The 21,555-nt window shown below is 54.3% G+C and carries 23 protein-coding genes; 2 read left to right on the plus strand and 21 right to left on the minus strand.

Going from position 1 to position 21,555, the window contains the following annotated elements; translation table 11 throughout:
* Positions 1-3 precede the first annotated feature (3 nt).
* Entirely contained in the window at positions 4-348 is a 345-nt protein-coding gene (locus tag HOL66_04940) for a tRNA-binding protein (GenBank protein ID MBT5243568.1), read from the plus strand.
* 52 nt (positions 349-400) lie between these two features.
* Here the strand turns inward: HOL66_04940 and HOL66_04945 are convergent, their stop codons facing one another.
* The 5 genes from HOL66_04945 to HOL66_04965 form a co-directional block, all read right to left on the minus strand.
* Positions 401-1,933: an SAM-dependent DNA methyltransferase gene (locus HOL66_04945; protein ID MBT5243569.1), complete on the minus strand. Its 1,533-nt coding sequence runs from the start codon at positions 1,931-1,933 to the stop codon at positions 401-403.
* A gap of 5 nt (positions 1,934-1,938) precedes the next feature.
* Positions 1,939-2,592, minus strand: coding sequence for a restriction endonuclease (locus HOL66_04950; protein ID MBT5243570.1), 654 nt, complete (start codon positions 2,590-2,592; stop codon positions 1,939-1,941).
* A 169-nt stretch (positions 2,593-2,761) separates the two neighbouring features.
* Positions 2,762-4,078: a HAMP domain-containing protein gene (locus HOL66_04955; protein MBT5243571.1), complete on the minus strand. Its 1,317-nt coding sequence runs from the start codon at positions 4,076-4,078 to the stop codon at positions 2,762-2,764.
* 1 nt (position 4,079) lies between these two features.
* Positions 4,080-4,763: a response regulator transcription factor gene (locus tag HOL66_04960; GenBank protein MBT5243572.1), complete on the minus strand. Its 684-nt coding sequence runs from the start codon at positions 4,761-4,763 to the stop codon at positions 4,080-4,082.
* 16 nt (positions 4,764-4,779) lie between these two features.
* Positions 4,780-5,286, minus strand: coding sequence for a MarR family transcriptional regulator (locus tag HOL66_04965; GenBank protein MBT5243573.1), 507 nt, complete (start codon positions 5,284-5,286; stop codon positions 4,780-4,782).
* Positions 5,287-5,404: 118 nt separating this feature from the next.
* On the opposite strand from HOL66_04965, the gene HOL66_04970 reads away from it, so the two are divergent.
* The gene (locus tag HOL66_04970; GenBank protein ID MBT5243574.1) at positions 5,405-6,292 is read left to right on the plus strand and encodes a branched-chain amino acid aminotransferase; all 888 of its coding nucleotides are present in this window, start codon (positions 5,405-5,407) and stop codon (positions 6,290-6,292) included.
* Positions 6,293-6,309: 17 nt separating this feature from the next.
* Here the strand turns inward: HOL66_04970 and HOL66_04975 are convergent, their stop codons facing one another.
* From HOL66_04975 to HOL66_05050, 16 genes are all read right to left on the minus strand, one after another.
* Positions 6,310-7,137 (minus strand): TIGR00730 family Rossman fold protein, encoded by an 828-nt coding sequence (locus HOL66_04975; GenBank protein MBT5243575.1) that lies wholly within the window; start codon positions 7,135-7,137, stop codon positions 6,310-6,312.
* A gap of 12 nt (positions 7,138-7,149) precedes the next feature.
* A complete protein-coding gene (locus HOL66_04980) occupies positions 7,150-7,869 on the minus strand; it encodes an HAD-IA family hydrolase (GenBank protein MBT5243576.1) in 720 nt (239 codons plus the stop codon).
* Positions 7,775-8,248 (minus strand): molybdenum cofactor biosynthesis protein MoaE, encoded by a 474-nt coding sequence (locus HOL66_04985; protein MBT5243577.1) that lies wholly within the window; start codon positions 8,246-8,248, stop codon positions 7,775-7,777. The genes HOL66_04980 and HOL66_04985 overlap by 95 nt, the downstream gene beginning before the upstream one ends.
* Before the next feature lie 2 nt (positions 8,249-8,250).
* Positions 8,251-8,502, minus strand: coding sequence for a molybdopterin converting factor subunit 1 (gene moaD / locus HOL66_04990; protein ID MBT5243578.1), 252 nt, complete (start codon positions 8,500-8,502; stop codon positions 8,251-8,253).
* A gap of 18 nt (positions 8,503-8,520) precedes the next feature.
* Entirely contained in the window at positions 8,521-9,777 is a 1,257-nt protein-coding gene (locus HOL66_04995; GenBank protein ID MBT5243579.1) for a molybdopterin molybdotransferase MoeA, read from the minus strand.
* Positions 9,774-10,283 (minus strand): molybdopterin-guanine dinucleotide biosynthesis protein B, encoded by a 510-nt coding sequence (mobB, locus tag HOL66_05000; GenBank protein ID MBT5243580.1) that lies wholly within the window; start codon positions 10,281-10,283, stop codon positions 9,774-9,776. Before mobB ends, HOL66_04995 begins: the two co-directional genes overlap by 4 nt.
* 1 nt (position 10,284) lies before the next feature.
* A complete protein-coding gene (gene pgsA, locus HOL66_05005; GenBank protein MBT5243581.1) occupies positions 10,285-10,854 on the minus strand; it encodes a CDP-diacylglycerol--glycerol-3-phosphate 3-phosphatidyltransferase in 570 nt (189 codons plus the stop codon).
* 52 nt (positions 10,855-10,906) lie between these two features.
* Positions 10,907-12,811: an excinuclease ABC subunit UvrC gene (gene uvrC / locus HOL66_05010; GenBank protein MBT5243582.1), complete on the minus strand. Its 1,905-nt coding sequence runs from the start codon at positions 12,809-12,811 to the stop codon at positions 10,907-10,909.
* A 497-nt stretch (positions 12,812-13,308) separates the two neighbouring features.
* On the minus strand, positions 13,309-13,734 hold the full coding sequence (locus HOL66_05015; GenBank protein MBT5243583.1) for a dihydroneopterin aldolase: 426 nt from the start codon (positions 13,732-13,734) through the stop codon (positions 13,309-13,311).
* 15 nt (positions 13,735-13,749) lie between these two features.
* Entirely contained in the window at positions 13,750-14,505 is a 756-nt protein-coding gene (locus tag HOL66_05020) for an SDR family oxidoreductase (protein MBT5243584.1), read from the minus strand.
* A gap of 31 nt (positions 14,506-14,536) precedes the next feature.
* The gene (locus HOL66_05025) at positions 14,537-15,511 is read right to left on the minus strand and encodes a calcium/sodium antiporter (protein MBT5243585.1); all 975 of its coding nucleotides are present in this window, start codon (positions 15,509-15,511) and stop codon (positions 14,537-14,539) included.
* A 4-nt stretch (positions 15,512-15,515) separates the two neighbouring features.
* Positions 15,516-16,007 carry an RNA pyrophosphohydrolase gene (locus HOL66_05030; protein MBT5243586.1) on the minus strand — a complete coding sequence of 164 codons (492 nt, stop codon included), beginning with the start codon at positions 16,005-16,007 and terminating at the stop codon, positions 15,516-15,518.
* Complete coding sequence (locus tag HOL66_05035) at positions 16,004-17,479, minus strand: hypothetical protein (protein MBT5243587.1); 1,476 nt, start codon at positions 17,477-17,479, stop codon at positions 16,004-16,006. The genes HOL66_05030 and HOL66_05035 overlap by 4 nt, the downstream gene beginning before the upstream one ends.
* A 26-nt stretch (positions 17,480-17,505) precedes the next feature.
* Complete coding sequence (locus tag HOL66_05040) at positions 17,506-18,813, minus strand: S41 family peptidase (protein ID MBT5243588.1); 1,308 nt, start codon at positions 18,811-18,813, stop codon at positions 17,506-17,508.
* The gene (locus HOL66_05045) at positions 18,810-19,997 is read right to left on the minus strand and encodes a peptidoglycan DD-metalloendopeptidase family protein (GenBank protein MBT5243589.1); all 1,188 of its coding nucleotides are present in this window, start codon (positions 19,995-19,997) and stop codon (positions 18,810-18,812) included. The genes HOL66_05040 and HOL66_05045 overlap by 4 nt, the downstream gene beginning before the upstream one ends.
* Positions 19,994-21,553, minus strand: coding sequence for a 2,3-bisphosphoglycerate-independent phosphoglycerate mutase (locus HOL66_05050; protein ID MBT5243590.1), 1,560 nt, complete (start codon positions 21,551-21,553; stop codon positions 19,994-19,996). The genes HOL66_05045 and HOL66_05050 overlap by 4 nt, the downstream gene beginning before the upstream one ends.
* Between the last annotated feature and the right edge of the window lie 2 nt (positions 21,554-21,555).

Genomic DNA, 21,555 nt, shown 5'->3' on the forward strand with positions numbered 1-21,555 from the left:
CTCATGGATTCAGAAATAATATCTTACGATGATTTTACCCGCGTTGACATCAGGGTCGGCACCGTTGTCCGCGCCGAGGCCTACCCCGAAGCCCGGGTTCCGGCCATCAAATTGTGGATCGACTTCGGCCCCGACATTGGCGAGAAAAAGACCTCGGCCCAGATCACCAAACACTACAGCCCTGAAACCCTTAGCGGACGTCAGGTTTGCGCCGTGGTCAATTTTCCACCGCGTCAAATTGGCAAATTCATGTCCGAAGTACTGGTCCTGGGTTTGCCTGATGATGAAAACGAAGTGGTGATGATCGGCCCCGGCAAGCAAGTCGCCAATGGCGGCAGGCTGTACTAGGGTTGCTGAGAGACTATGTGTCTGGAAAGGGTGCGTACAGGTGTTCAATTGACTAAGAAGCAAATAAAACTTGTTGCAGGGAATCTTTCTGCCTTAAGGCATTTCGCTGAGCTTTAAACACATCTAGCTCTTTCTGACGCCCAAGTTTTGTTGCAAGCGCTACAATGTTCAATCGTCTGAGAATTTCAATCGTTATAGGGCGCTTCTCTGACCAAAAAATCATCGAACTTAGAAATTCTTGAGCAGGCTCAGAATTTAGCAGACTGCATATGAGTTCGGCTTCATCTTTGGAGCCACACGGTAAAAAGTTCACCGTGTCATCAAGCATTACAGGCCGTCCCTTTAACGGAGTAATAATCTGAAAACTAAGGTTCTTATAGAATCCTGAGATAGCCACCTTCCAAGGCGCAAAAGTATAGTCACCGACGCCGAAAATAGAGAACGGAGGTCGCTTTTTGTAAATTACGCTACCGCGTTTATCTAACAGCGATTTGTTTTCATTGAGATATTTCCAAGTTTTAGGTGCATCGTCTTTAATGTGAGCAGTATCTTCCCCAATCACGTGCTGGGTAACAATTACATACTTCCTGCACTGCTTGACGCGACCATTTCCAACATCAGAACTCTTGTAGAGCGGGAATACGTACTCTTCTTCCAAACTCACATTTTGTCCAAAACCGTTAATTAATCCGTCATCACCTATTGTCAGTTCCATGACCTTTGAGCAATCGTGTTTAAGACCCGAACGCCACACATGGTCTTTGTCAGTTCCTCTTAAAAATTGCCATCTCTGATAAGCCTCTACGTCCGCAATCAGGGTGTTGTCATGATAACCGAGGGTATGAGAAGGGGTGTGCGACTGAATGTCGTCATAAACTTCGCAGTCTTTAGACTTAGCCTCTCTAGTGCAGTCGATAAAGAACAAGCAAGCATCAACTGATGCATCAAAATTTTTCAATGCATCTATGCTAAAAAATTTTGCTGAATCTATTCTTTGGTCTTTCTTCCAGGCTTGAATAAGAACTTTCCGCGCAACTGATGTCTTACACAACATAGCCAACGCACCCTTCCGGGTTTGAAGCCAATCTAAATGCTTAAGAAGCATCCACTCGGATATATCAAAGTTAGCTTTTCCGGTTATTGCATCGAAACCTTTTCGATTTTGGAAGTTGGATTTCTGAGGCAAATTCTGGCTGCCTAACATTCCCAACTCAGAACTTGTCACCCAAGGGGGGTTCCCAATAATCAAAATCGGTTCAGGCAAGTCATCAAGAATTTCTGGCCAATCTTGTGTAAAGAAATCAGCGTGTAGGAGATGGATTTTACTCTCCCAAGATGTTCCTTCTAATTGTTCACGGCAATGTTCTATGTGCGATTTGTTGATTTCAACACCAACCAAACTTTTTGCATCTGAAAAAATACTAGAAGCGGCCCGTATGAAAGCGCCGCGTCCGCAAGTTGGCTCAAGAATCGACGCTGGTTTAAGGCCCAGTTGCTGGATCAATTCGACTGCTGCGGTGGCAAGTGTATCCGGAGTTTGAAAATCTCCAAACTCCCATACCTGTTTTGACTTTTTCGAGGCCATATCAACTATCTTACGCGTAGGACACCAGAAACATCACCCGCTTTTTGTATAACTCTACGATATTGTAGCCGCCATTGTAGTGCGTTCGAGATCGTCAAATATCCTAGGTTTGGGGGAGTGGCTATAATTTGCTTGGCAATATTGTTAGCCTCTATCTCATCGACTGGAAGATTTTTGTCTTGCATGAAGGCGATAAGATCATCTTCATTTCCATCGCGTTCGAGGATTTCTAGGATTCCCCTCGTCATCTGAAAATCAGCAGTGCGAGACTTATCAATAAAAATTGTGTGTTGCATATTTAGTTGACCGGTTTGGTTTTCGTGGTCATCAGATTTCTCATACACAAATACGAGAAGATTATAGCCAAGCCCGAACACCTTCTGGCGCGCCGCCTTATATGGGCAAGAAGATTGAGGTTGGCGAATGCTGGTGACTTTCATATCAACAGATAGTCCTGGGAAATCGATTCCTGACGCCGCGTTGCAAACCTCATATTTATATTCATCTGCTAGGTGGTCATTAAACTTGTGCTCTAGGTAGGTTCCAACTGCCTTCCCATCAGTAACTCCATATAGAGTAGGTTCGTCATGTGTACTCTCGATCTCAGCAAATTTTTCCGCTTCTTCCAAAAGTAGTTTTAGCGTGAGAGTATTTTTCATATGACACTCGATATTATGATTTGCGTTAAATTAGACAGTACATTTTGGTGTAACGCTACTGCTTGTGCAATGTTCAAACTCGTGTGACGCTAATACCTCTTTCTTAAGGCATATGAAAATATCGAAAGCTTCACAGCGATAATCAATGATGAATAAGATAAAGCTAACCCTAAAGCGGCAACTTGATACGTGCCCGCAGGCCGCCGTTGGGACTGTCGTCCAATTCAATATCGCCACCGTGTGCCCGCACCACATCGCGGGCGATGGTCATCCCCAGGCCAACGCCGCCGGTACCGGGATTTCTTGACTCGTCAATACGGAAGAACGGTTTGAACACATCCTCGCGCATTTCTTGGGGAATGCCCGGACCATCATCATCAATGGTGATATCGACCAGATCACCACGTTTACCGGCCTTGACCGACACATGCTCGGCGTAACGCATGGCGTTGTCGATCAAATTGGTCAGGCAGCGCCTGAACACCTTGGGTCTGAGCGGAACCGTGATGGCACTTTCAACATGCAGGTCGATAATGCCGCCCTGGCGACGGGCCTGGGCGGAAACGCTGCCTAAAATTTCACCCAGATCGGTCTCTACAGGTTCCTCGCCGCCCTCGCCCCTGGCAAAGGCCAGATACCCTTCAAGCATATGCTCCATCTCGCCGATGTCGTTTTTCAGTTCGGTCAGGCTATCATCTGCGGCAGCCATTTCCAGTTGCAGTTTCATGCGCGCCAGGGGTGTCCTGAGATCGTGGGAAACACCGGCCAGCATTTTGGTTCGTTGCGAGATCTGGCGCTGGATGCGGTCACGCATGTCAATAAAGGCAGCGGCGGCCTGACGCACTTCGGTGGCACCCTCCGGCTTGAACTTTGGCGCGTCGCGCCCCTTGCCAAAATCATCGGCGGCTTCAGCCAGCCGCCGGATCGGCTTGACCTGATTGCGCATGAAAATGGTCGCGACGGCAAACAGGACAAGCGAACTGCCAACCATCCAGATAACAAATACATAGGTGGTCGAACTGAACAGACGTTTGCGCGAAGTGATCACATGCAAGACGCCGTCGGAAAGTTGCACATCGATAACCACATCACGGGCCAGACTTTCAGAATCCACATAAAAAGGCCGCCCGACAGCTTCGCGCATGGCCTTGACCAGGGTTTCTTCCATTTTCCCCGACATCACGGATTGCGAGCTGGGGATGATTGCGTCCTTTTTGAAGCTCATCAACATGTTCATGTTTTTTGCCGGCAGCTCCAGTATCCAGTCGATATTGTCCTTATCGGGATTACGGCGCATCAAATCAATGACAGAGGCGATGTCCCCTGCAACGCCGCGAGACAGGGTCAGCGACACCTTGTGCCAGTGACTTTCGTAGAAAATAAGCGCCGCAATCACCTGCAGAATGACCAGCGGCATGATGATAATCATCAGCGAGCGGCCCAGCAGGCTTTTTGGTAACAGGCGTTTGATAAAGGGCGTCGACATATTAATCCGGACGCAGTACGTAGCCTTTGCCACGCACTGTCTGCAGGTAAGTTGGAAGTTTCGGGTTTGGTTCTATCTTGCGGCGAAGGCGGGTCACCTGCACGTCAATGGCACGGCTGCCGCCACTGGCGCCGGTCATTTCGGTCAGCTCTTCACGACTTAACACCGCCCCCAAGCTGGCCGCCAATACCTTAAGCAACGCCGCCTCTACATCGGTCAGGCGGATAACTTCGCCGTCCTCGCTAAGCACCTCCCGGGCCTGGTCATAAACCACATCGCCGAGCTTGATTTCCACGGGCGCCACTTTTGGGGCCGGGACGCGGCGCAGGATGGCGTTGATCCGCAACAACAGTTCGCGTGGCTCGAAGGGCTTGCTCAGGTAGTCATCAACGCCGCCCTCAAGCCCGTCAATCCGGTCTTCTGGTTCGCCCATGGCCGTCAGCATCAGGATCGGCACGGTGCTTGTCTTGCGCAGATCGGCGGCGAAATCCAGGCCACTTTCCCCCGGCATCATGCGATCCAGAACCAGCAAATCAAAGGTCAGACCTTTCAGGCGTTCACGGGCGTCCGTGGCATCGGTCGCCGTCGACACCCAAAAGCCGCTCTCGGTGAGGAACTGGCGCAACAATTCACGCAGACGATCATCGTCGTCGATCACCAAAATATGGGGCTGCTCGCTATCCATGACTGACTATAACACCCTAAACCCGTTGCCGATCCTTCTTGTTGATTATACCGCGCAACACATCCTTGAAACCGCGCGGTGCATCTGGCCCGGCATTTTGATAAGCGGCGGCGATACGTTCTGCCTGACGGGCCGTCAGCAAGGCTTCAATTTCAATGCCTTTTTCGCACAGATGAAGCAAGCGGCGGCGGCCATCGCCGACGTCCTGACGTTGTTCAATAAAACCCTCATCGACCAACTGGCGTAATACCCTGGCCAGACTCTGCTTGGTGATTTGCAGGATATCGAGAAGCTGGCTGACAGTCATGCCGGGACTGCGGCCAACAAAATAAATGACCCGGTGATGAGCGCGACCAAAACCATACCGGGCAAGGATGGCATCCGGTTCGGCGGTGAAATCCCGATAGGCGAAGAACAGCAGTTCAATGGCCTGACGCAAATCCTCCATATCCTCCATATCCTCCATATCCTGGGGTTCTACAGGGGGGGCGTCGTGGTCCGGTGGGGTCCTGGATGCGGTCATCTGCGCCCCTTAAACAGGTTACATGAAATATATGTCAGCCTTATTGACATATATGCCTCATCCTGCTAGAAAACGCAAGATACTTTTGCATTAACGGGACTTTTGGAAAGATAATTTCATGTCGGCACCTTCTTTCGACGATCGCGATGGTCTTATCTGGCTTAATGGTGAACTTATTGACTGGCGGGATGCCAAGTTGCACATCCTGAGCCATGCCCTTCACTACGGCTCGTCGGTGTTCGAGGGGGTCCGTTGTTACAGCGGCAACGTCTTCAAACTGACCGAACATTCCCAGCGCTTGATTGATTCGGCAGCACTGCTGGGCTTTGAAATCCCCTATTCCCTGGAAGACATCAACAATGCCTGCATCGAAACCCTGAAGGCCAACAACATCACCGAAGGTTACCTGCGTCCGGTCGCCTGGCGGGGCAGCGAAATGATGGCGATCAGCGCCCAGAACACGACCATCCACTTGTCGGTGGCGACCTGGGAATGGCCATCCTATTTCTCGCCGGAGGCCCGCATGAAAGGCATCCGCCTGAAAACCGGCCCGTGGAAGCGTCCGTCGCCTGAAACAGAGCCTGTCCATTCAAAGGCAGCCGGCCTCTACATGATTTGCACCTTATCAAAGCACGCCGTCGAAAAAGACGGTTACGACGACGCCATGATGCTCGACTGGCGCGGCCAGATCGCCGAGGCAACCGGCGCCAACATCTTCCTCTATATGGGTGATGGTAAATTGCACACGCCGACCCCTGATTGCTTCCTCAACGGCATCACCCGCCAGACTGTCATCGAGCTTGCGAAAAACCGCGGCATCGACGTCGTCGAACGCGCCATCATGCCCGAAGAACTGGCCGACGCATCAGAAGTGTTCCTGACCGGCACGGCAGCCGAGGTGACCCCGGTCGGCGAGATCGACGAGCACACATTCACACCGGGCGATATTTGTAAAACGCTGATGGAAGACTACGACAAGGCGGTCGGAAAGTGGCCTGCTAACTAGAGGCGGCAAGCAGCCTCCTACAAGCTGCCGCCCGGGCGCTTTAGGGCGGCTTTGTTGAGCTCGCCGGTAATATAGTCGAAGGCTTCGTCGACAGTTTCCAGTCGCTTGAACAATTTCAAATCATCGGCCGAGATGGTTCCGTAACGGACCAGCGCATCGAAATTAATGACCTCGTTCCAGAACGACGCCCCGTAGAGCACAATCGGCATTTTCTTGCTCAGTTTCTGGGTCTGAATAAGGGTCATCAGCTCGAAAAACTCATCCATGGTGCCAAAACCACCGGGAAAGGCGATCAGCGCCTTGGCCAGATAGGTGAACCAGAATTTGCGCATGAAGAAATAATTGAATTCAAAATTCAACTCGCGCGAGATATAGGGATTGTCGGACTGTTCGTGGGGCAGGGAAATATTAAGGCCGATGTTAAGGCCCCTGGCTTCCGAGGCGCCGCGGTTGGCGGCTTCCATCAGCCCCGGTCCGCCGCCAGTGCAGACAACAAAACGCCGCCGGCCTTTCTCGAGCCCTTTCGACCATTTGGTCAGGCGCTTGGCCAGTTCGCGGGCCTCTTCATAATAACGGGCCATGGAAAGGTCGCGCTGGGCATTTGAAACCCGGGCGGCATCACCACTTTCCCTGGCTTCCTTCAGGGCAGCGCGGGCTTCCCTTCGCGGCAGCATCCGGGCGGAGCCGAAAAAGACGATGGTGTCGCTGACATTGAAATCCTCGAAGCGGGACTCAGGTTCAAGGTATTCCGACAGAATCCGCATGGTGCGAGCCTCGCGCCGCTTCAAAAAGCCGGTATTTTTGTAGGCCTTGACCGGCCAGTCGTCTGCGTCCTGTTCGGACATGGTGGGCATCTCCTATATCGATAAACCGGTCAGGTCGGGGATGATCGTCGTTCCGTCGGGAAATGGATTGACGTCGCCACGACCGACCCGGCCAATGAATTGAAGTCCGGTTTCCTCTGCTGCGTGGTAGTCGGTCATGGCGTCACCGACAAACAGGCAATCCGGCCCGTTTAAAGAATGCTCGAAAAGCAGGTCCATGACGATCGGCCCCTTGCGCCGGGGTGATCCGTGGATCGAGGTAAAATAATCCGCCATATCGCGGCGCTCGATAATATCCCGCAGTTCCGTCTCAGGCGTCCCTGAGATAACGAAAATCGGCAATTCCTTGATGTTTTTTTTAAGAAATTCGAGGGCCCCAGGAACCCCGTCACAGGCGATCACAGCTTCCTTAACGAGAGCGCTGTAACGCCCTGCAAGGTCCGCCAGTTCATCCTTATTCAACTCAATGTCGAGAAATTCCCGGTGACAATGGAGGATTTTATCAACCCTTGAGATGCCCTCATGGGCCAGATGATAAGCCACAGTCTGCTCAAGAACGCTCTGCCCGTGTTCCCCGTAAAGGGTGCGGAATGCCTGGGATTTTATTTCTGCTGATTCAACCAGAACCCCGTCGAAATCGAAAAATATTGCCTGATACTTAATCGGACGAATCCTCCTGATTTTTTTCCAGCCAACGGGCCTGGGCCCGGGTGTCGCTATCCTTGGCCTCGACCCAATTGGCGCCCTTTTCAGATTCTTCGAGCTTCCAGAAAGGGGCTTCGGTTTTGAGCCAGTCTATCAAAAAGCGGCAGGCATCGAAGGCGGCGTCCCGATGGGCCGACGAAGCCGCGACCAGGACGATTTGATCAGCCGGCTCGAGACGACCATAGCGATGAATAATCAGGGTTTTTTCCAGCGGCCAGCGGGCCTGGGCCTGGGCCTCTATTTCAGTCAACGCTTTTTCGGTCATGCCCGGATAGTGCTCCAGGGTCATGGCGCTGATTTTGGTATCGCCTGCTATCTCGCGGACCAAGCCTGTGAAGGCGCAAACACCCCCGACGCTCTTGTTCCCGGCGCTTAAAGTCGCAACTTCCTGAGCAAAATCGAAATCCTCGCGCTGCAACCGGATCATGGTTACCCCCCCGTCACAGGTGGAAAGAAGGCGACTTCATCATCGGGGCCAACGGGGTGTTGCAGCTTGACGTGTTCCTGATTGACGGCGGCGCGGATTACGCTGACATCGGCAAAAGCCTGGGCATGGCCGGCCCCCTGCTCTTTCAGCCAGTCGATCAGGCTCTCCACGGTGGTGACGCTGGCCGGCGGGTTCAGCTCTTCACTTCCGACACCGGTTTTGTCACGGACCCAGGAAAAATAAATTATTTTCACGTCTTCTCCTTGATTAATTTAAGGGCACATTTCCGGGAAAGGCAGAAAATCAACCAGCTCTCCCTCCTCTATCCGGGTCTGTTCCTCGCCCACTTCAACAAGCCCGTCTGATGCGACCATCGAGGTTAGCACCCCGGAGCCGGTTGCCGGATACAAATGAGCGCAGAAATCGCCATCGGCGTTTTTCTCAAGGCGGGCCCGCAACCATTCCCGGCGCTCGCCCTTGCCTTTGAAGGAAAAAGCGGCGCGCACTTTATATGTCGGGGCCGCCACATCGAGCGCCCCGGATAACCTGAGGACCAGCACCCGGGCGATACACATGAAGGTGACCATGGCGGCCACCGGATTGCCTGGCAGGCCGACAAACGGTGTCCCTGCGACCTGACCAAAGGCGATAGGCCGCCCCGGCTTGATCGCCAGACGCCAGAAATGCAGGGAGCCCAGCTTTTCCACCGCCGGTTTGATGTGATCTTCATCACCAACCGACACCCCGCCCGATGTAAACAGCAGGTCGTGATCACCGGCAGCCGCGGACAAGGCATCTGCGATCACGGTTTCGTCGTCTTCAAGAATGCCAAGGTCCGTGACCAGACAGCCCAGACGCTCAAGCAACCCCATGATGGTGAAGCGGTTAGCATCGAAGATACAGCCTTCCGGCGCTTCCCCACCCGGGTCGCGGACTTCGTCCCCGGTTGAAAAGACGGCCACCCGCAGGCGCTTGTAGACGGTTAATTTACTACGCCCAACAGAGGCCGCGAGACCAATTTCCTGTGGCCTGAGGCGCTTTCCCCGGCTCAGAATAACCGATCCGGCCTGCACATCCTCGCCCTTGAAGCGGCGGTTGGCGCCCGCCTTGATACCGGCGGGCAAGATCACATCGTCGCCATCAAGGCGCACATCTTCCTGCATGAACACCGTATCGGCGCCTGCGGGCATGGGCGCACCGGTGAAAATCCGGTAGGCTTGGCCCGGTTTAGCCACGTCATCCAGCTTATGCCCGGCGGTGATCCGACCGCCTATGGGCAGGCTGGTATCGGCATCCGGCATTAGATCCTGATGGATCACGGCGTAACCATCGACGGCGGAATTGTCATGGGGTGGCACATTTCGCTCCGCCTTGACATCCTGCCCGAGAATGCGGGCCAACGCAGCGCTCAAAGGCACCTCTTCGGTGCCGACGACGGCCTCCACGGTTTTCTGCAACTGCTCAAGGGCAAGATCAAGCGGCGTCAGATCATCACCGTGGGCGAAGCAGTCATCCTTAAGCTGGGTCATTGCTTGCCCCCCTCAAGCCCACAGCAGGCGACGATAAAATCGGCAATGGCGGCAATATCATTGATGTCGATCACCGGAATGTCGAGATCGTCAACGACACTGTCACAAGCAAGGGCGACGATTTCCTCGTCTTCCCTGCAACGCAACGGCTTTCCTGTCGCCTGACGGGAAACCTCCAGCTTGTCATAGTGACGGCCTTTAAAGCCTTCAACCAGCAGAAGATCAACCGGTGTCATCTGGGCGATCAGTTCATCCATATCCGGTTCGGGAACGCCACGCAGCTCGTGCATCAGGGCCCAGCGATTTGACGAGGAAACCAGCACTTCACTGGCCCCTGCCTGGCGATGCTCAAAGGAATCCTTGCCCTTACGGTCCAGATCAAAACGGTGATGGGTATGCTTCATGGTCGATACGCTGTAACCCCGCTTGATCATCTCTGGCAACAGCTTGACCATCAGGGTGGTCTTGCCACTGCCACTCCAACCGGTAATGCCAAATACTTTCATTCTACTCATCGGATTCAGTTATATGCTGTATGCCAGCCTGCAGGTAATCGTAGCCTGTGCCGACGGTAAGGGCGGCGGCGACCCACAGGCCGACGATGCCGATTTCCATGGTTGTAACAGGGCCAAAATCCGGTCCGGCGGCACCGACCAGCAAGAACCCCAGAGCCAGCATCTGAATAAACGTCTTCCATTTCGCCAACACCGTGACCGGAACCTTGACCTGAACTTCGGCCAGGAATTCGCGTAAACCTGAAACCAGTATTTCCCTGAATAAAATGACAACCGCCGGGATCAGCGTCAGGTCCGCGATTGCGTCACTGGCGACCAGCATCAACAGCACTGCCGAAACCAGCAGTTTGTCGGCAATGGGGTCAAGGAACCGGCCCATCGCCGATTGCTGTTGCCAGGCGCGGGCCAGATAGCCATCGAAAAAATCCGTGATACAGGCGTAGGTATAAATGCCAAACGGCAACCAGTTGCCAAGCGGCGAAGGCAGGAACATCAAGCCGACGATCACGGGTATCGATCCAATCCGCGAAAAGGTCAGAATATTTGGCAGGTTTACCCGCATGTGCGTCTTCCAATTTCAAGTTCTGTCATGATGCCCAGTTACTTTTATAAGTTTAACCCTCTGTGTGGAACCAGTCATAGATTTTCTTGGCCATCGCCTTACTGACCCCTTCGACGGCTTCCAGATCGGCAAGTCCCGCTCCCTCCACCGATGGCGCCGAACCAAAGTGGTGGAGCAGCGCCTTCTTTCGCCTGGGGCCGATGCCCGGAACCCCGTCGAGGCTTGATTTGGTCACCGCCTTGCCCCTTTTTTGACGATGGAAGCCAATGGCGAAACGGTGCGCTTCGTCGCGAAGTCGTTGCAGGAAATACAGAACAGGGTCGCGCGGGGCCAGGCTGATCGGTTCGCGGCCGGGCAGGAATATGCGTTCGCGCCCGGCATTGCGATCAACACCTTTGGCAATCCCCGCGACAACCACATCGTCGATTTCCAGTTCTTTAAGAACATCCAGGGTGACACTCAGTTGCCCGGCCCCGCCATCGATTAACACCAGATCGGGCCACTGGCCGCGCGAACGCTCCGGATCCTCCTTAAGGGCGCGGGAAAAACGCCGGGTCAGGACTTCACGCATCATCGCGTAATCATCGCCGGGGGCGGTGTCAGGATTTTTGATGGTGAACTTGCGATAGGCATTTTTTATCATGCCCTCAGGACCGGCGACAATCATGCCGCCAATCGCCTTGGTGCCTGAAATATGGCTGTTGTCGTAGACTTCGATGCGTTCGGGAGCGGCATCAAGGTCCAGCACCTCGGCCAGGCCCTCCAGCAACCGGCGCTGGGAGGCGCTTTCGGACAAGCGGCGTCCCAGGGCTTCGCGGGCATTGTTAAGGGCGTGTTCGACGAGATTGAGTTTCTCGCCACGTTGCGGGCAGACAACCGAGACCTTGCGTTCGGACTTGACCCCCAAAGCATCGGCTATCAAGGCCTGATTGGGAAGCCGGTGGGACAGCAGCAACAGGCGTGGTGGTTCCTTGTTGTCATAGAACTGACCGATAAAGGCCTCAAGAACCTGAGCTTCATTTTCATCCTTGGCATGAGAAGGATAATAGGCCCGGTTGCCGAAATTGCGGCCGCCGCGAAAGAAGAAAACTTCGACACAGGTGTGACCACCTGCCTGATGGGCGGCGATGACGTCGGCCTCGTCCACACCTGAGAAATTAATGTCCTGATGGGCCTGAACCCGGGTCAGGGCGCGAATACGGTCACGAAAACCCGCGGCGGTCTCGTAATCCTGCTCGTCGCTGGCCTTTTGCATGCGCCCTGCCAGATCACGCTGGATTTTTTGGCTCTCCCCGGTCAGGAAGGCACGCGCTTGTGACACCAGCTCTGCGTATCCGGCAGTGTCAATGCGATCGACGCAAGGGGCAGAACAACGCTTGATCTGATACAGCAGGCAGGGCCGGGTGCGGTTTTCAAAGACACTGTCCGAACAGGTCCTGAGAAAAAATGCCCGTTGCAGGATGGTTAGCGTCTCGTTCACCGCCCAGACCGAGGCAAAGGGACCAAAATATTCACCTTTGCGGCTTTCGGCCCCACGATGCTTCATCACCTGGACGAAAGGATGGCCACTGGTCAGCAGGATTTTAGGAAACGACTTGTCGTCACGCAGCAGAATATTATAGCGCGGCTTGTAGCGCTTGATCAGGTTCGCCTCAAGCAGCAACGCCTCGGCCTCCGTATGGGTGGTGACGAATTCCATGGAGGCGGTTTCGGAAATCATCCGCAGCAACCGGGTCGGCTGGCGTTTCAGGTTGGTATAACTGGCGACCCGCTTGTTCAGGTTTTTCGCTTTGCCCACATAAAGCACATCGCCGCCACTGTTGATCATCCGGTAAACGCCCGGGGCGGCGTCCAGGGTACGCAGATGGGCTTCGATAATCTTCACGCCAGCGGGTCGAGCATCGGCCTGTTTGGCGGAACTTCCGGCTTTGTCCTTGTCGGTGTGTTTTTTCGCCATCACTGGTATTTGAACGAAACCGGACCCCGCGTCAACGGATGCTCTAGATCAGTTCACGTTTAGTTTGAACACGTTGTGTTCAAACTAAACGTGAAAAACTGATCGATTTTTTAAAGATCGAGCCGATTCACACACTTACGACTCCGAAAAGCTTTTATTGAAGAGTTCACCAAACATATCCACGACTCTTGTGGATAAAACTGTTGAAAACCCGCCATCTGAAGAAAAGTTACCAAATAAGCCATACAGTTTTCCAATTTGCTTAAAAATTGTGCAAATTTGTAACTGCTTGTTTTTAAAGGGGAAAAATTAAAGCAAGTGGAAAATGATACAACAGGCACTTTTTCAAGGAATATTTTGCTATCGATACAACAGAAAACCCTTACCTGTGCACAACTCGCTATGTTTCCATTCAATGAATCTATTTATTGCAATGGGTTGCAGGAATTTTTGGAAACTCATCAAGGGCCAACGGCGGGCCAAAAACAGGGCCAGAATCAGACGTCGGGATTAAATCTTTCGATCTCGACACCGACGCTGACGGCGTCTTCCAGAATGTCAAGTTTCTCGATACGGATTCTGGCAGAGCGGACGCGATTATCTGTCAGGCACATGGCGGCCACGTCCTCGGCCAACGTCTCAACCAGATTGACATGATCCCTGGCGATCAGTTGACGAACGCCTTTAGTCAGTTCCTCATAACAAACCACATTGGCCAGATCATCGTTTAACTGGCCATTTGTTTCACCTTCACGGACGGCAAGATCCAGGTTGATGCGCACCCGTTGGCTGGCTTCACGTTCAAACTGATGGACGCCGATCGAGCAATCAAGGACCAGGTCACGAATAAAAACATGACGAAGGGCGGCCCTCGCATCGGCTATATTTCGGGGTTGTACAAGTTCCATCTGACTGCCAGTCATCATCTTTACCTCAGGTTATTCGCTTGTCCCGCCACCTGGCGGTTCCTGGCTCCAACCCAAGTGTTGGCCACCATCAAGGGCGATCATTTGTCCGGTCATCGATGGCGCATCAAGGATGAACCTGACCGCATCGACTATCTCTTCTAACGTGATGTTACGCCGCATTGGAAGCGACGACCACTGTTTGATAAACGCCTCTTCTGATTGCCTGGAACTAGCCAATACCGGCCCCGGGCCAATGGCGTTAACGCGAATATGGGGGGCCAGGGACATGGCAAGGGTCTGGGTCAATGTCCACAAGCTGGCCTTGCTCAGGGTGTATGAGAGGAAATGCGGCGTTAGATTCCACACCCGCTGGTCAATAATATTGACCACATTGCCTTCCAGTTCGTCCGGCAACTGTTCCCGGAATGACTGAACCAGGACAAACGGCGTGCGCAGATTGACCTGCATATGGTCGTCCCATGACTGGCGGCTGGCGGTATCGACGGAATCTTCTTCAAAAATCGAGGCATTGTTAATCAGGCAGGTGATCGGCCCCCCTTCTTCAGCGCTTTTGGGAATGAGGTTCAAGACCTGCTGTTCATCATTCAGATCAGCCTGGATCGTCACTGCCTCGCCACCCTGCTCGCGGATGGTCCGGGCCAGGGTTTCCGCGGCATCCCCGGATGTGCCGTAATGCAAGATCACCCGCCATTCATCGCTGGCCAATCCAAGGGCGATGGCTTTTCCTATACGGCGGGCGGCGCCTGTAATCAGTGCTGTCTTCATGGGCCGACTTTGCGCGATAGCCGGAGACGTTTCAACCCAGAATCTCCAGCACCGCAGAAACCCCGTAAGCCTGGGCGAAAATATAGGCCCCGTAGACGCTTAAAAAGGCGACCGCTGTCACCCGGCCGATCCGCCATCCACCCATCAGGAAAGGCATCAACACAATGGTCGTCCCCAGCATTATCCATAGATCAAAATCAAGCAATTGCGCAGGCGCCTGAAGGGGCGTCACCAACGCCACCGTACCGATCACCGCCAAGACGTTAAAAAGGTTTGAGCCGACCACATTTCCCAACGCCACTTCCGTATGGCCACGCAGGGCAGCGACAATGGAGGCCGCCAGTTCGGGCAAGGAAGTGCCAAAAGCCAAAACTGTCAATCCGATGACTTCTTCTGCAACACCGAAGGTTCTGGCCAGATCAACCCCGCCATCAACCAGCATATCGGCACCAAAGACAACACCTGCAAGCCCCGCCAGTATCGCCATCCAGATCAATTTCAGGGATGTAATCCCTTCAAAATCCTTGACTTCCTCCACATGAATTTCGGCGCTAACACCGCCATCACGGGAATCCCGCAGATAGGCACGGATCAGGAAACCGGCCAGCAGGACAATCAGGACGACGCCTTGCCAGCTACCAATCGGCCCCGACCAGCAAAACCATCCAAACAAGGCGCTGGCGACAAGCAGCATCACGGCATCGTTCTTTAAAGCGTAGGGTTGAATGGAAATTGGCATGAACAAAGCTGCAGACCCCAGTATCAGCAGCATATTGGCCATATTGGAGCCGATAACGTTACCAAGGGCCATCGCCGGTGATCCGGAGAGCGCCGCGTCCATACTAACCAGCAGTTCGGGGGCCGAGGTTCCGAAAGCAATAACCGTCATGCCAATGATCAGCGGTGAAATATCCAGCCTGCGCGCCAGCCCAACGGCGCCACGAACAAGAATATCAGCGCTGCCCAACAGGAAGACAAAGCCCAGCAAGACTTTCAAATACATCATGGGGTTATTTACTGCCTTCAATAAAGGGGCGGAATTCGCTGACAATATCCGCATACAGGGCGCGTTTAAAGGGAACAATCAAATCAACAATTTCATCGATCCCGGCCCATTTCCAGGCGCTGAATTCAGGCTCTCCATGGGCACAAAGATCAATATCCCCGTCCTCGCCCGTGAAGCGCAGAAGGAACCATTTTTGCCGCTGGCCGCGAAATTTACCACCCCAGATAGCCCCGACAAGTTCGTCGGGCAAGTCATATTCCCGCCAGTGTTGGCTCTCGGCGATAATGTCCGCCTTGTCGGTGCCGGTTTCTTCCGCCAGTTCGCGCAACACCGCTCGCCCCGGGTCTTCGCCATCTTCAATACCACCTTGCGGCATTTGCCAGGCATCACTGGGAAAATCGATTCTTTTGGCGACAAACACCTGGCCCACGGAATTAATCAGCATCGCCCCGGCGCATGGACGAAACGGCAAGTTTTCTTTCGACGCGTTGATCATTGCAGGAATTGCTTATCGACCAGTGCGGACAAAGGTGCCAACACCATATTTTTTGCTTCAAGACCGCCCGTCCAGTTCGCCAGTCGCTCGATCGATGAAGGATAGGCATGGGCAATAGCGACAGCCGCCGGTTGATTGGTGAGGATACTCTCCAACTCGACCAATTGATCATCAATAGCCCCTTTGGTCGGGATTGTATCGACGATGATATTGGTAAGGGCACGCGGCACCCCCATTTCCGTGGCTAGTTTCGGGCCCAGGGAATCCGCCTCCATGGCCCCTTCAAGGAACATCAGGCCGCGGGTTTTGATCTCGTTAAGTAACGTCTTTAAATGATCTTCCGATGTATTGAACTTCGAGCCCAGCACCGTCATCACGCCGATATAGCCGGACATCCGGCTGAGCACATATTCCAGCCGCAGACGGTTTTCTTCCGGCGCATTGGTGGTCATCTGACCTTGTGGACCCGGATCGACGACCGGGAAGCCGACAGGCTCCAGTGGCACCATGATCAAGGCTTCATGTCCGGCCTGCCGGGCCTTGGCGATCCAGTCAAGCAGGCCTGGAGCGTAGGGATCAAAAGCCAGGGTGACATTTCCCGGCAACAACTGAATTGCTGCGTCGGTGGCGATGGCGCTTAAACCAAGGCCACTGACGACGATTGCGACCCGGGGTCGGGCATCCTGATTTTCAAAGGGTTTGGCATAAACCTGCCAGGACATGCGGCCATCTTCGGAAATGATCGGCAAGGGGCCCTGCGGGCTGGTTTCGCTTAAAGCCGGATCGTTTCCTTCAGCCAGCGGAGAATCGCTGACGGCTGGCGGGGTAACGCTCGAGAACGCCACCGCCGGCATGGCCGCGACAAGCACCCCGGAACCCGGCCCCGTCGCACCGGCAGCAATGGCGTTGAGAGAATTAGTCCCCAAAGCTTTCTTTTTAGGAGCGATATCCATGGTCACGGTGGGAATACCGGTTTCCTCTTTTGCCGCTTTTTCCGCTTCGCCGTCGCCGGACATAAAATACCACGCCGCACCGCCGATCAGCAGCAACGCCGTGGTCGCGCCGCCACCGATAAGAAGCATCTTGCGTTTGGACTTGCCGCCGCCTTCTTCATCATCGTCGTCGTCATCATCGCCGAAATCGATGTCTTCAAGTTCTTCGCTTGCATCCAGACCGTCGCCGGGTTCATCCGACGCTTCCCCTTCAGGCTCACTCAGAGCATCACTCGGGGCATCACTCGGTGCTTCACCTTCATCTTCTGCACCAGATTCGGAAGGCGGTTGTTCCTCTGCACTGTCCTCAGGCCCCCCTTCGGCGGCAGGGGAAACCGCCGCCTCGCCCGAAGGCGCATCATCGTCACCCTCAAAATCGGAAGGATCGAAATCGTCGTCATCATCATCGTCATCGTCATCGGTTTTTTTCTTGCCGAATTTCGGAAACTTGATGCTGGGAATTTTGAAGGGCAGTTTCACTTATGCCACCAGCCTTATTTTCAACGTCACTTACTAACAGCATCCATGCCCGTGAACATGGCAACGCCCCGGATCAGATCAAGCGCCCGGTCGAGTTGGTAGTCACGGGGCTTGCTCTGCACCGCCTTGTCAGTATCCGCCGGCGTGGTGTCCTCGCCATCCTTGGGTTTTTCGCCTTCGCTGTTACCATTATCAAGAGCGCCGCGCAAATCAGCCTCACGGCGGGATTTGGGCCGGGTAATCTCTTCGATCTTGGCCAGTTCAACGACAATATCAGGATCGATACCAACGGCCTGAATGGAACGACCAGATGGCGTGAAATACCTGGCCGTGGTCAGGCGCATGGCGCCCTGCTTGGACAGGGGCATGATGGTCTGCACCGAACCTTTGCCGAAGGACTTCGTGCCCAGCAATATCGCCCGGTTGTGATCCTGCAAGGCGCCGGCAACAATTTCCGAGGCCGAGGCTGAACCACCATTGATCAACACCACCAGCGGCAAGCCGTCAATCATGTCACCCTTGCGGGCATTATAGCGTGATGTGTCTTCTGGTTTGCGCGAGCGGGTCGAAACGATTTCGCCCTTGTCGAGGAAGATATCGGTGACCGAAACCGCCTGATCGAGCAATCCGCCCGGATTGTTGCGCAAATCGAATATGACGCCTTGCAGTTCGTCACCGACAGCCTCGCGGAATTTGTCGATGGCCTTCTTGACCCCCGCGTCTGCCTGGGCGCTGAACGAGGTAATGCGTAAATACCCGACATTACCTTCCATGCGCGAGCGCACCGCCCTGATCTTGACGATGGCGCGGGTGATGCTGACGTCAAAATCTTCAACACCTTCCCGGCGCACCGTGAGTTTGATATCGGTGCCGACCTTGCCGCGCATCTTTTCGACCGCCTGTTGCAGGGTCAAGCCGAGCACCGGTTCTTCATCGAGATGGGTAATCAGGTCGCCAGCTTCAATACCAGCACGGAAGGCCGGTGTATCGTCAATGGGCGAGACAACTTTGACCAACCCGCTTTCCATTGTCACTTCAATGCCCAGCCCGCCAAAACGGCCACGGGTCTGAACCTGCATGTCACGATAGTTCTTGGAATTCAGGTAACTGGAATGCGGATCAAGAGATGACAACATGCCGCCGATAGCCGCTTCAATAAGTTCCTCGTCGGTGAGTTCTTCCACATAGTCCGAACGGACACGCTCGAAAACATCGCCAAACAGGTTCAGCAACCGATAGGTTTCGGCGTTGTTGTCGGTTTTTTCCTGGGCGAAGGCCACGAGGGGCGCAAAAACAACCGCCAGGAGAGTGAGTTTGAACAATCGATTTTTCATCCGTTTACCTTAATTTTGCGCGCTGCCAGCCACGGCACTGGATTGATTGGCTGCCCGTTGCGTCGTAATTCCACATAGAGTACAGGCGGGCCATTTTTCAGATCGCCCATGATACCCGCTGGTTCGCCCGATAGCACCTGTTGGCCGATGACGTTATCGATACGCTCGAGTCCGGCAAGCAGGGTATGATATCCCTCGCCGTGTTCGATGATCAAGAGCCGCCCGTATCCCTTGAAAGGACCGGCAAAAACCACCGTCCCGTCATGGGGGACAACGACTTGCGCCCCGACCCCCGTTTCAATGGTAATTCCCTTACGGGTCAGCCCGGTTTCCATGGCCTGACCGTAGCGCCCGACCAGCCGCCCAACCGCAGGATAGGGCAGCGTTCCCCTGGCTTTGCTGATCAACGGTGCGGTCGATTTTTTAGTCTCCGCCGGTGTTGTTGAAACACTTTCAGATTCGTTCTTTTTCCTTTTTAGTTTGTCGGCTTTCAGGCGGGTCATCAGGTCTTGCAGATTTTTTGATTTCTTGACCAGGGCGCGGATTCTCTTTTCCGCCTGCAGGGTTTTCGAATCCGTCGATTTTTTCAGCTTCAGTTTTTTCGCCAGCAAACCATCAAGCCGCTGGCGTTCGACATCCAGACCGGCACGAACGGAAGCCAGTTGCTGGCGCTTTTCAACGGTCTGTTTGCGGGCCTGGGTCAGCGCTGCCAAATCCTGACGCAGGCCCAAAGCCCGGTCTTCAATGGCCGGCACGGCGGCGCGCAACAAGATGGCCCCGCGCACTGTATCGGACGGGCTCATGGGGGCGGCAATCATCGCTTCGGGAGGGTGACGGGCCATGCGCTGCAGGGCCATCAGAACATGGCCGAATTGTTCGCGTCGTTGTTCCAGAAGAAGGCGTTTGTCTTTTTCCGTAAGCGCCAGCTCTGCGAGTTTGTCCTGCAGATCAATAACCGCCATTTCATGACCTTGAATAGCCGCCGCCACTTTCACGGTTTCGGCTTTCAGGCGATTCAGATCGCGAGCCAGGTCGCGGGATTTGGATTTCAGGGTATCGCGTTGCTTTTTGTCTTTATCGAGAGCCTTCTCGATTTCCTTAAGCTTTGTACCGGTTTCCGCCGCAAGGACAATATCCGGCAAAGCGATCCCCCACATTAAAATCAGCAGGGCAAAAATTTTCAACGGCCCTGTTCCTTAATCAGGCTTTGCCCGGTCATTTCCGGAGGCTGCTTCAATTCCAGCAGTTTGAGCAGGGTCGGTGCGATATCAGCCAGCGATCCGTCATTAAGACCTTGGGCCCAATCGGGCGGGTTTACCATCAATAGCGGTACCGGGTTGGTGGTGTGGGCGGTGTGCGGCTGGGCCGGGTCTTCCGACGCATCCCACATTTGTTCGCAGTTGCCGTGATCGGCGGTGATCAAAAGCACCCCGCCCGCCTTTACAACAGCTTCTTCCAGCTGACCCAGGCTGTTATCGAGGGTTTGTGCCGCCACCTTTGCCGCCTCCAGTACACCCGTGTGACCAACCATGTCACCATTGGCAAAATTGACGATAATCAGATCAAATGTCCCCCCGGCGATAGCCCCGGTCAACTTGTCAGTGACTTCCGGGGCCGACATTTCGGGCTGCAAATCATATGTCGCAACCTTCGGCGAAGGTACGAGAATCCGTTCTTCGCCAGCAAATTCCCTCTCCCTGCCGCCATTGAAGAAAAACGTCACATGCGCATACTTCTCGGTCTCGGCGATGCGCAGTTGCTTTAATCCGGCATCGGCAATGATCTCACCCAAAATGTTCTTCAATTCCACCGAGGGGAATAATGCGCTTAGATAAGGATCCAGGGCCCGTGAATAGCGAACCATGCCTGAACAGGCCGCGAACTGAACCGTGCGCGAACGCTGAAAACCATCAAAGTCAGGATCAACCAGAGCCGCCAGAATCTCACGCGCCCTGTCGGCCCGAAAATTGGCCATGAACAGACCGTCGCCATCGTTCATACCTTCGTAGCCGTCGATGGCGCTGGGCAGGACGAATTCATCAACGGTGTCAGCCGCGTAGCTGTTGGTGATCGCTGCCAGGGCATCAGCCGCCGCCTCGCCCTCGCCGTCGACCATCACATCGTAAGCCGTGCTGACACGCTCCCAGCGATTATCCCGGTCCATGGCGTAATAACGACCGGTCACCGTGCCAACGCGTACCCCCTCGAGCGAGGAAAGGCTGGTGAGGAAATCATCCATATAACCTCTTCCGCTTTTGGGTGGTGTGTCGCGGCCATCAAGGAAGGCGTGGATAATCACCGACACCCCTGCCCCGGCAATGGCCGCTGCCAGCCCAGTGATGTGGGCGCTGTGGGAATGGACGCCGCCCGGTGATAACAGGCCCATCAAGTGACAAGCGCCGCCGCTTTGCTTCAATGCCGAAATAAAATCACCTAAAGCAGGGTTTGTCGCAAGTGAGCCATCGGCGAGGGCGGCGTCGATACGCGGCAGATCCTGCATGACGACACGGCCCGCCCCCAGATTGGTATGGCCAACTTCCGAATTTCCCATTTGACCTTCAGGCAAACCGACATCAAGGGCCGACGCTTGCAATTGTGCTTTCGGCAAGTCAGCCACATAACGATCCCAGTTGGGAGTCGTTGCCAGGGCAATGGCGTTGTTGTCACGCTCAGACCTTTCCCCCCACCCATCAAGGATGCAAAGGACGACGGGCTTGGGTCTGTGTTGCGAATCTGACATGG

It is taken from the genome of Rhodospirillaceae bacterium (assembly GCA_018662005.1).
GTDB lineage: Bacteria > Pseudomonadota > Alphaproteobacteria > Rhodospirillales > JABHCV01 > JACNJU01.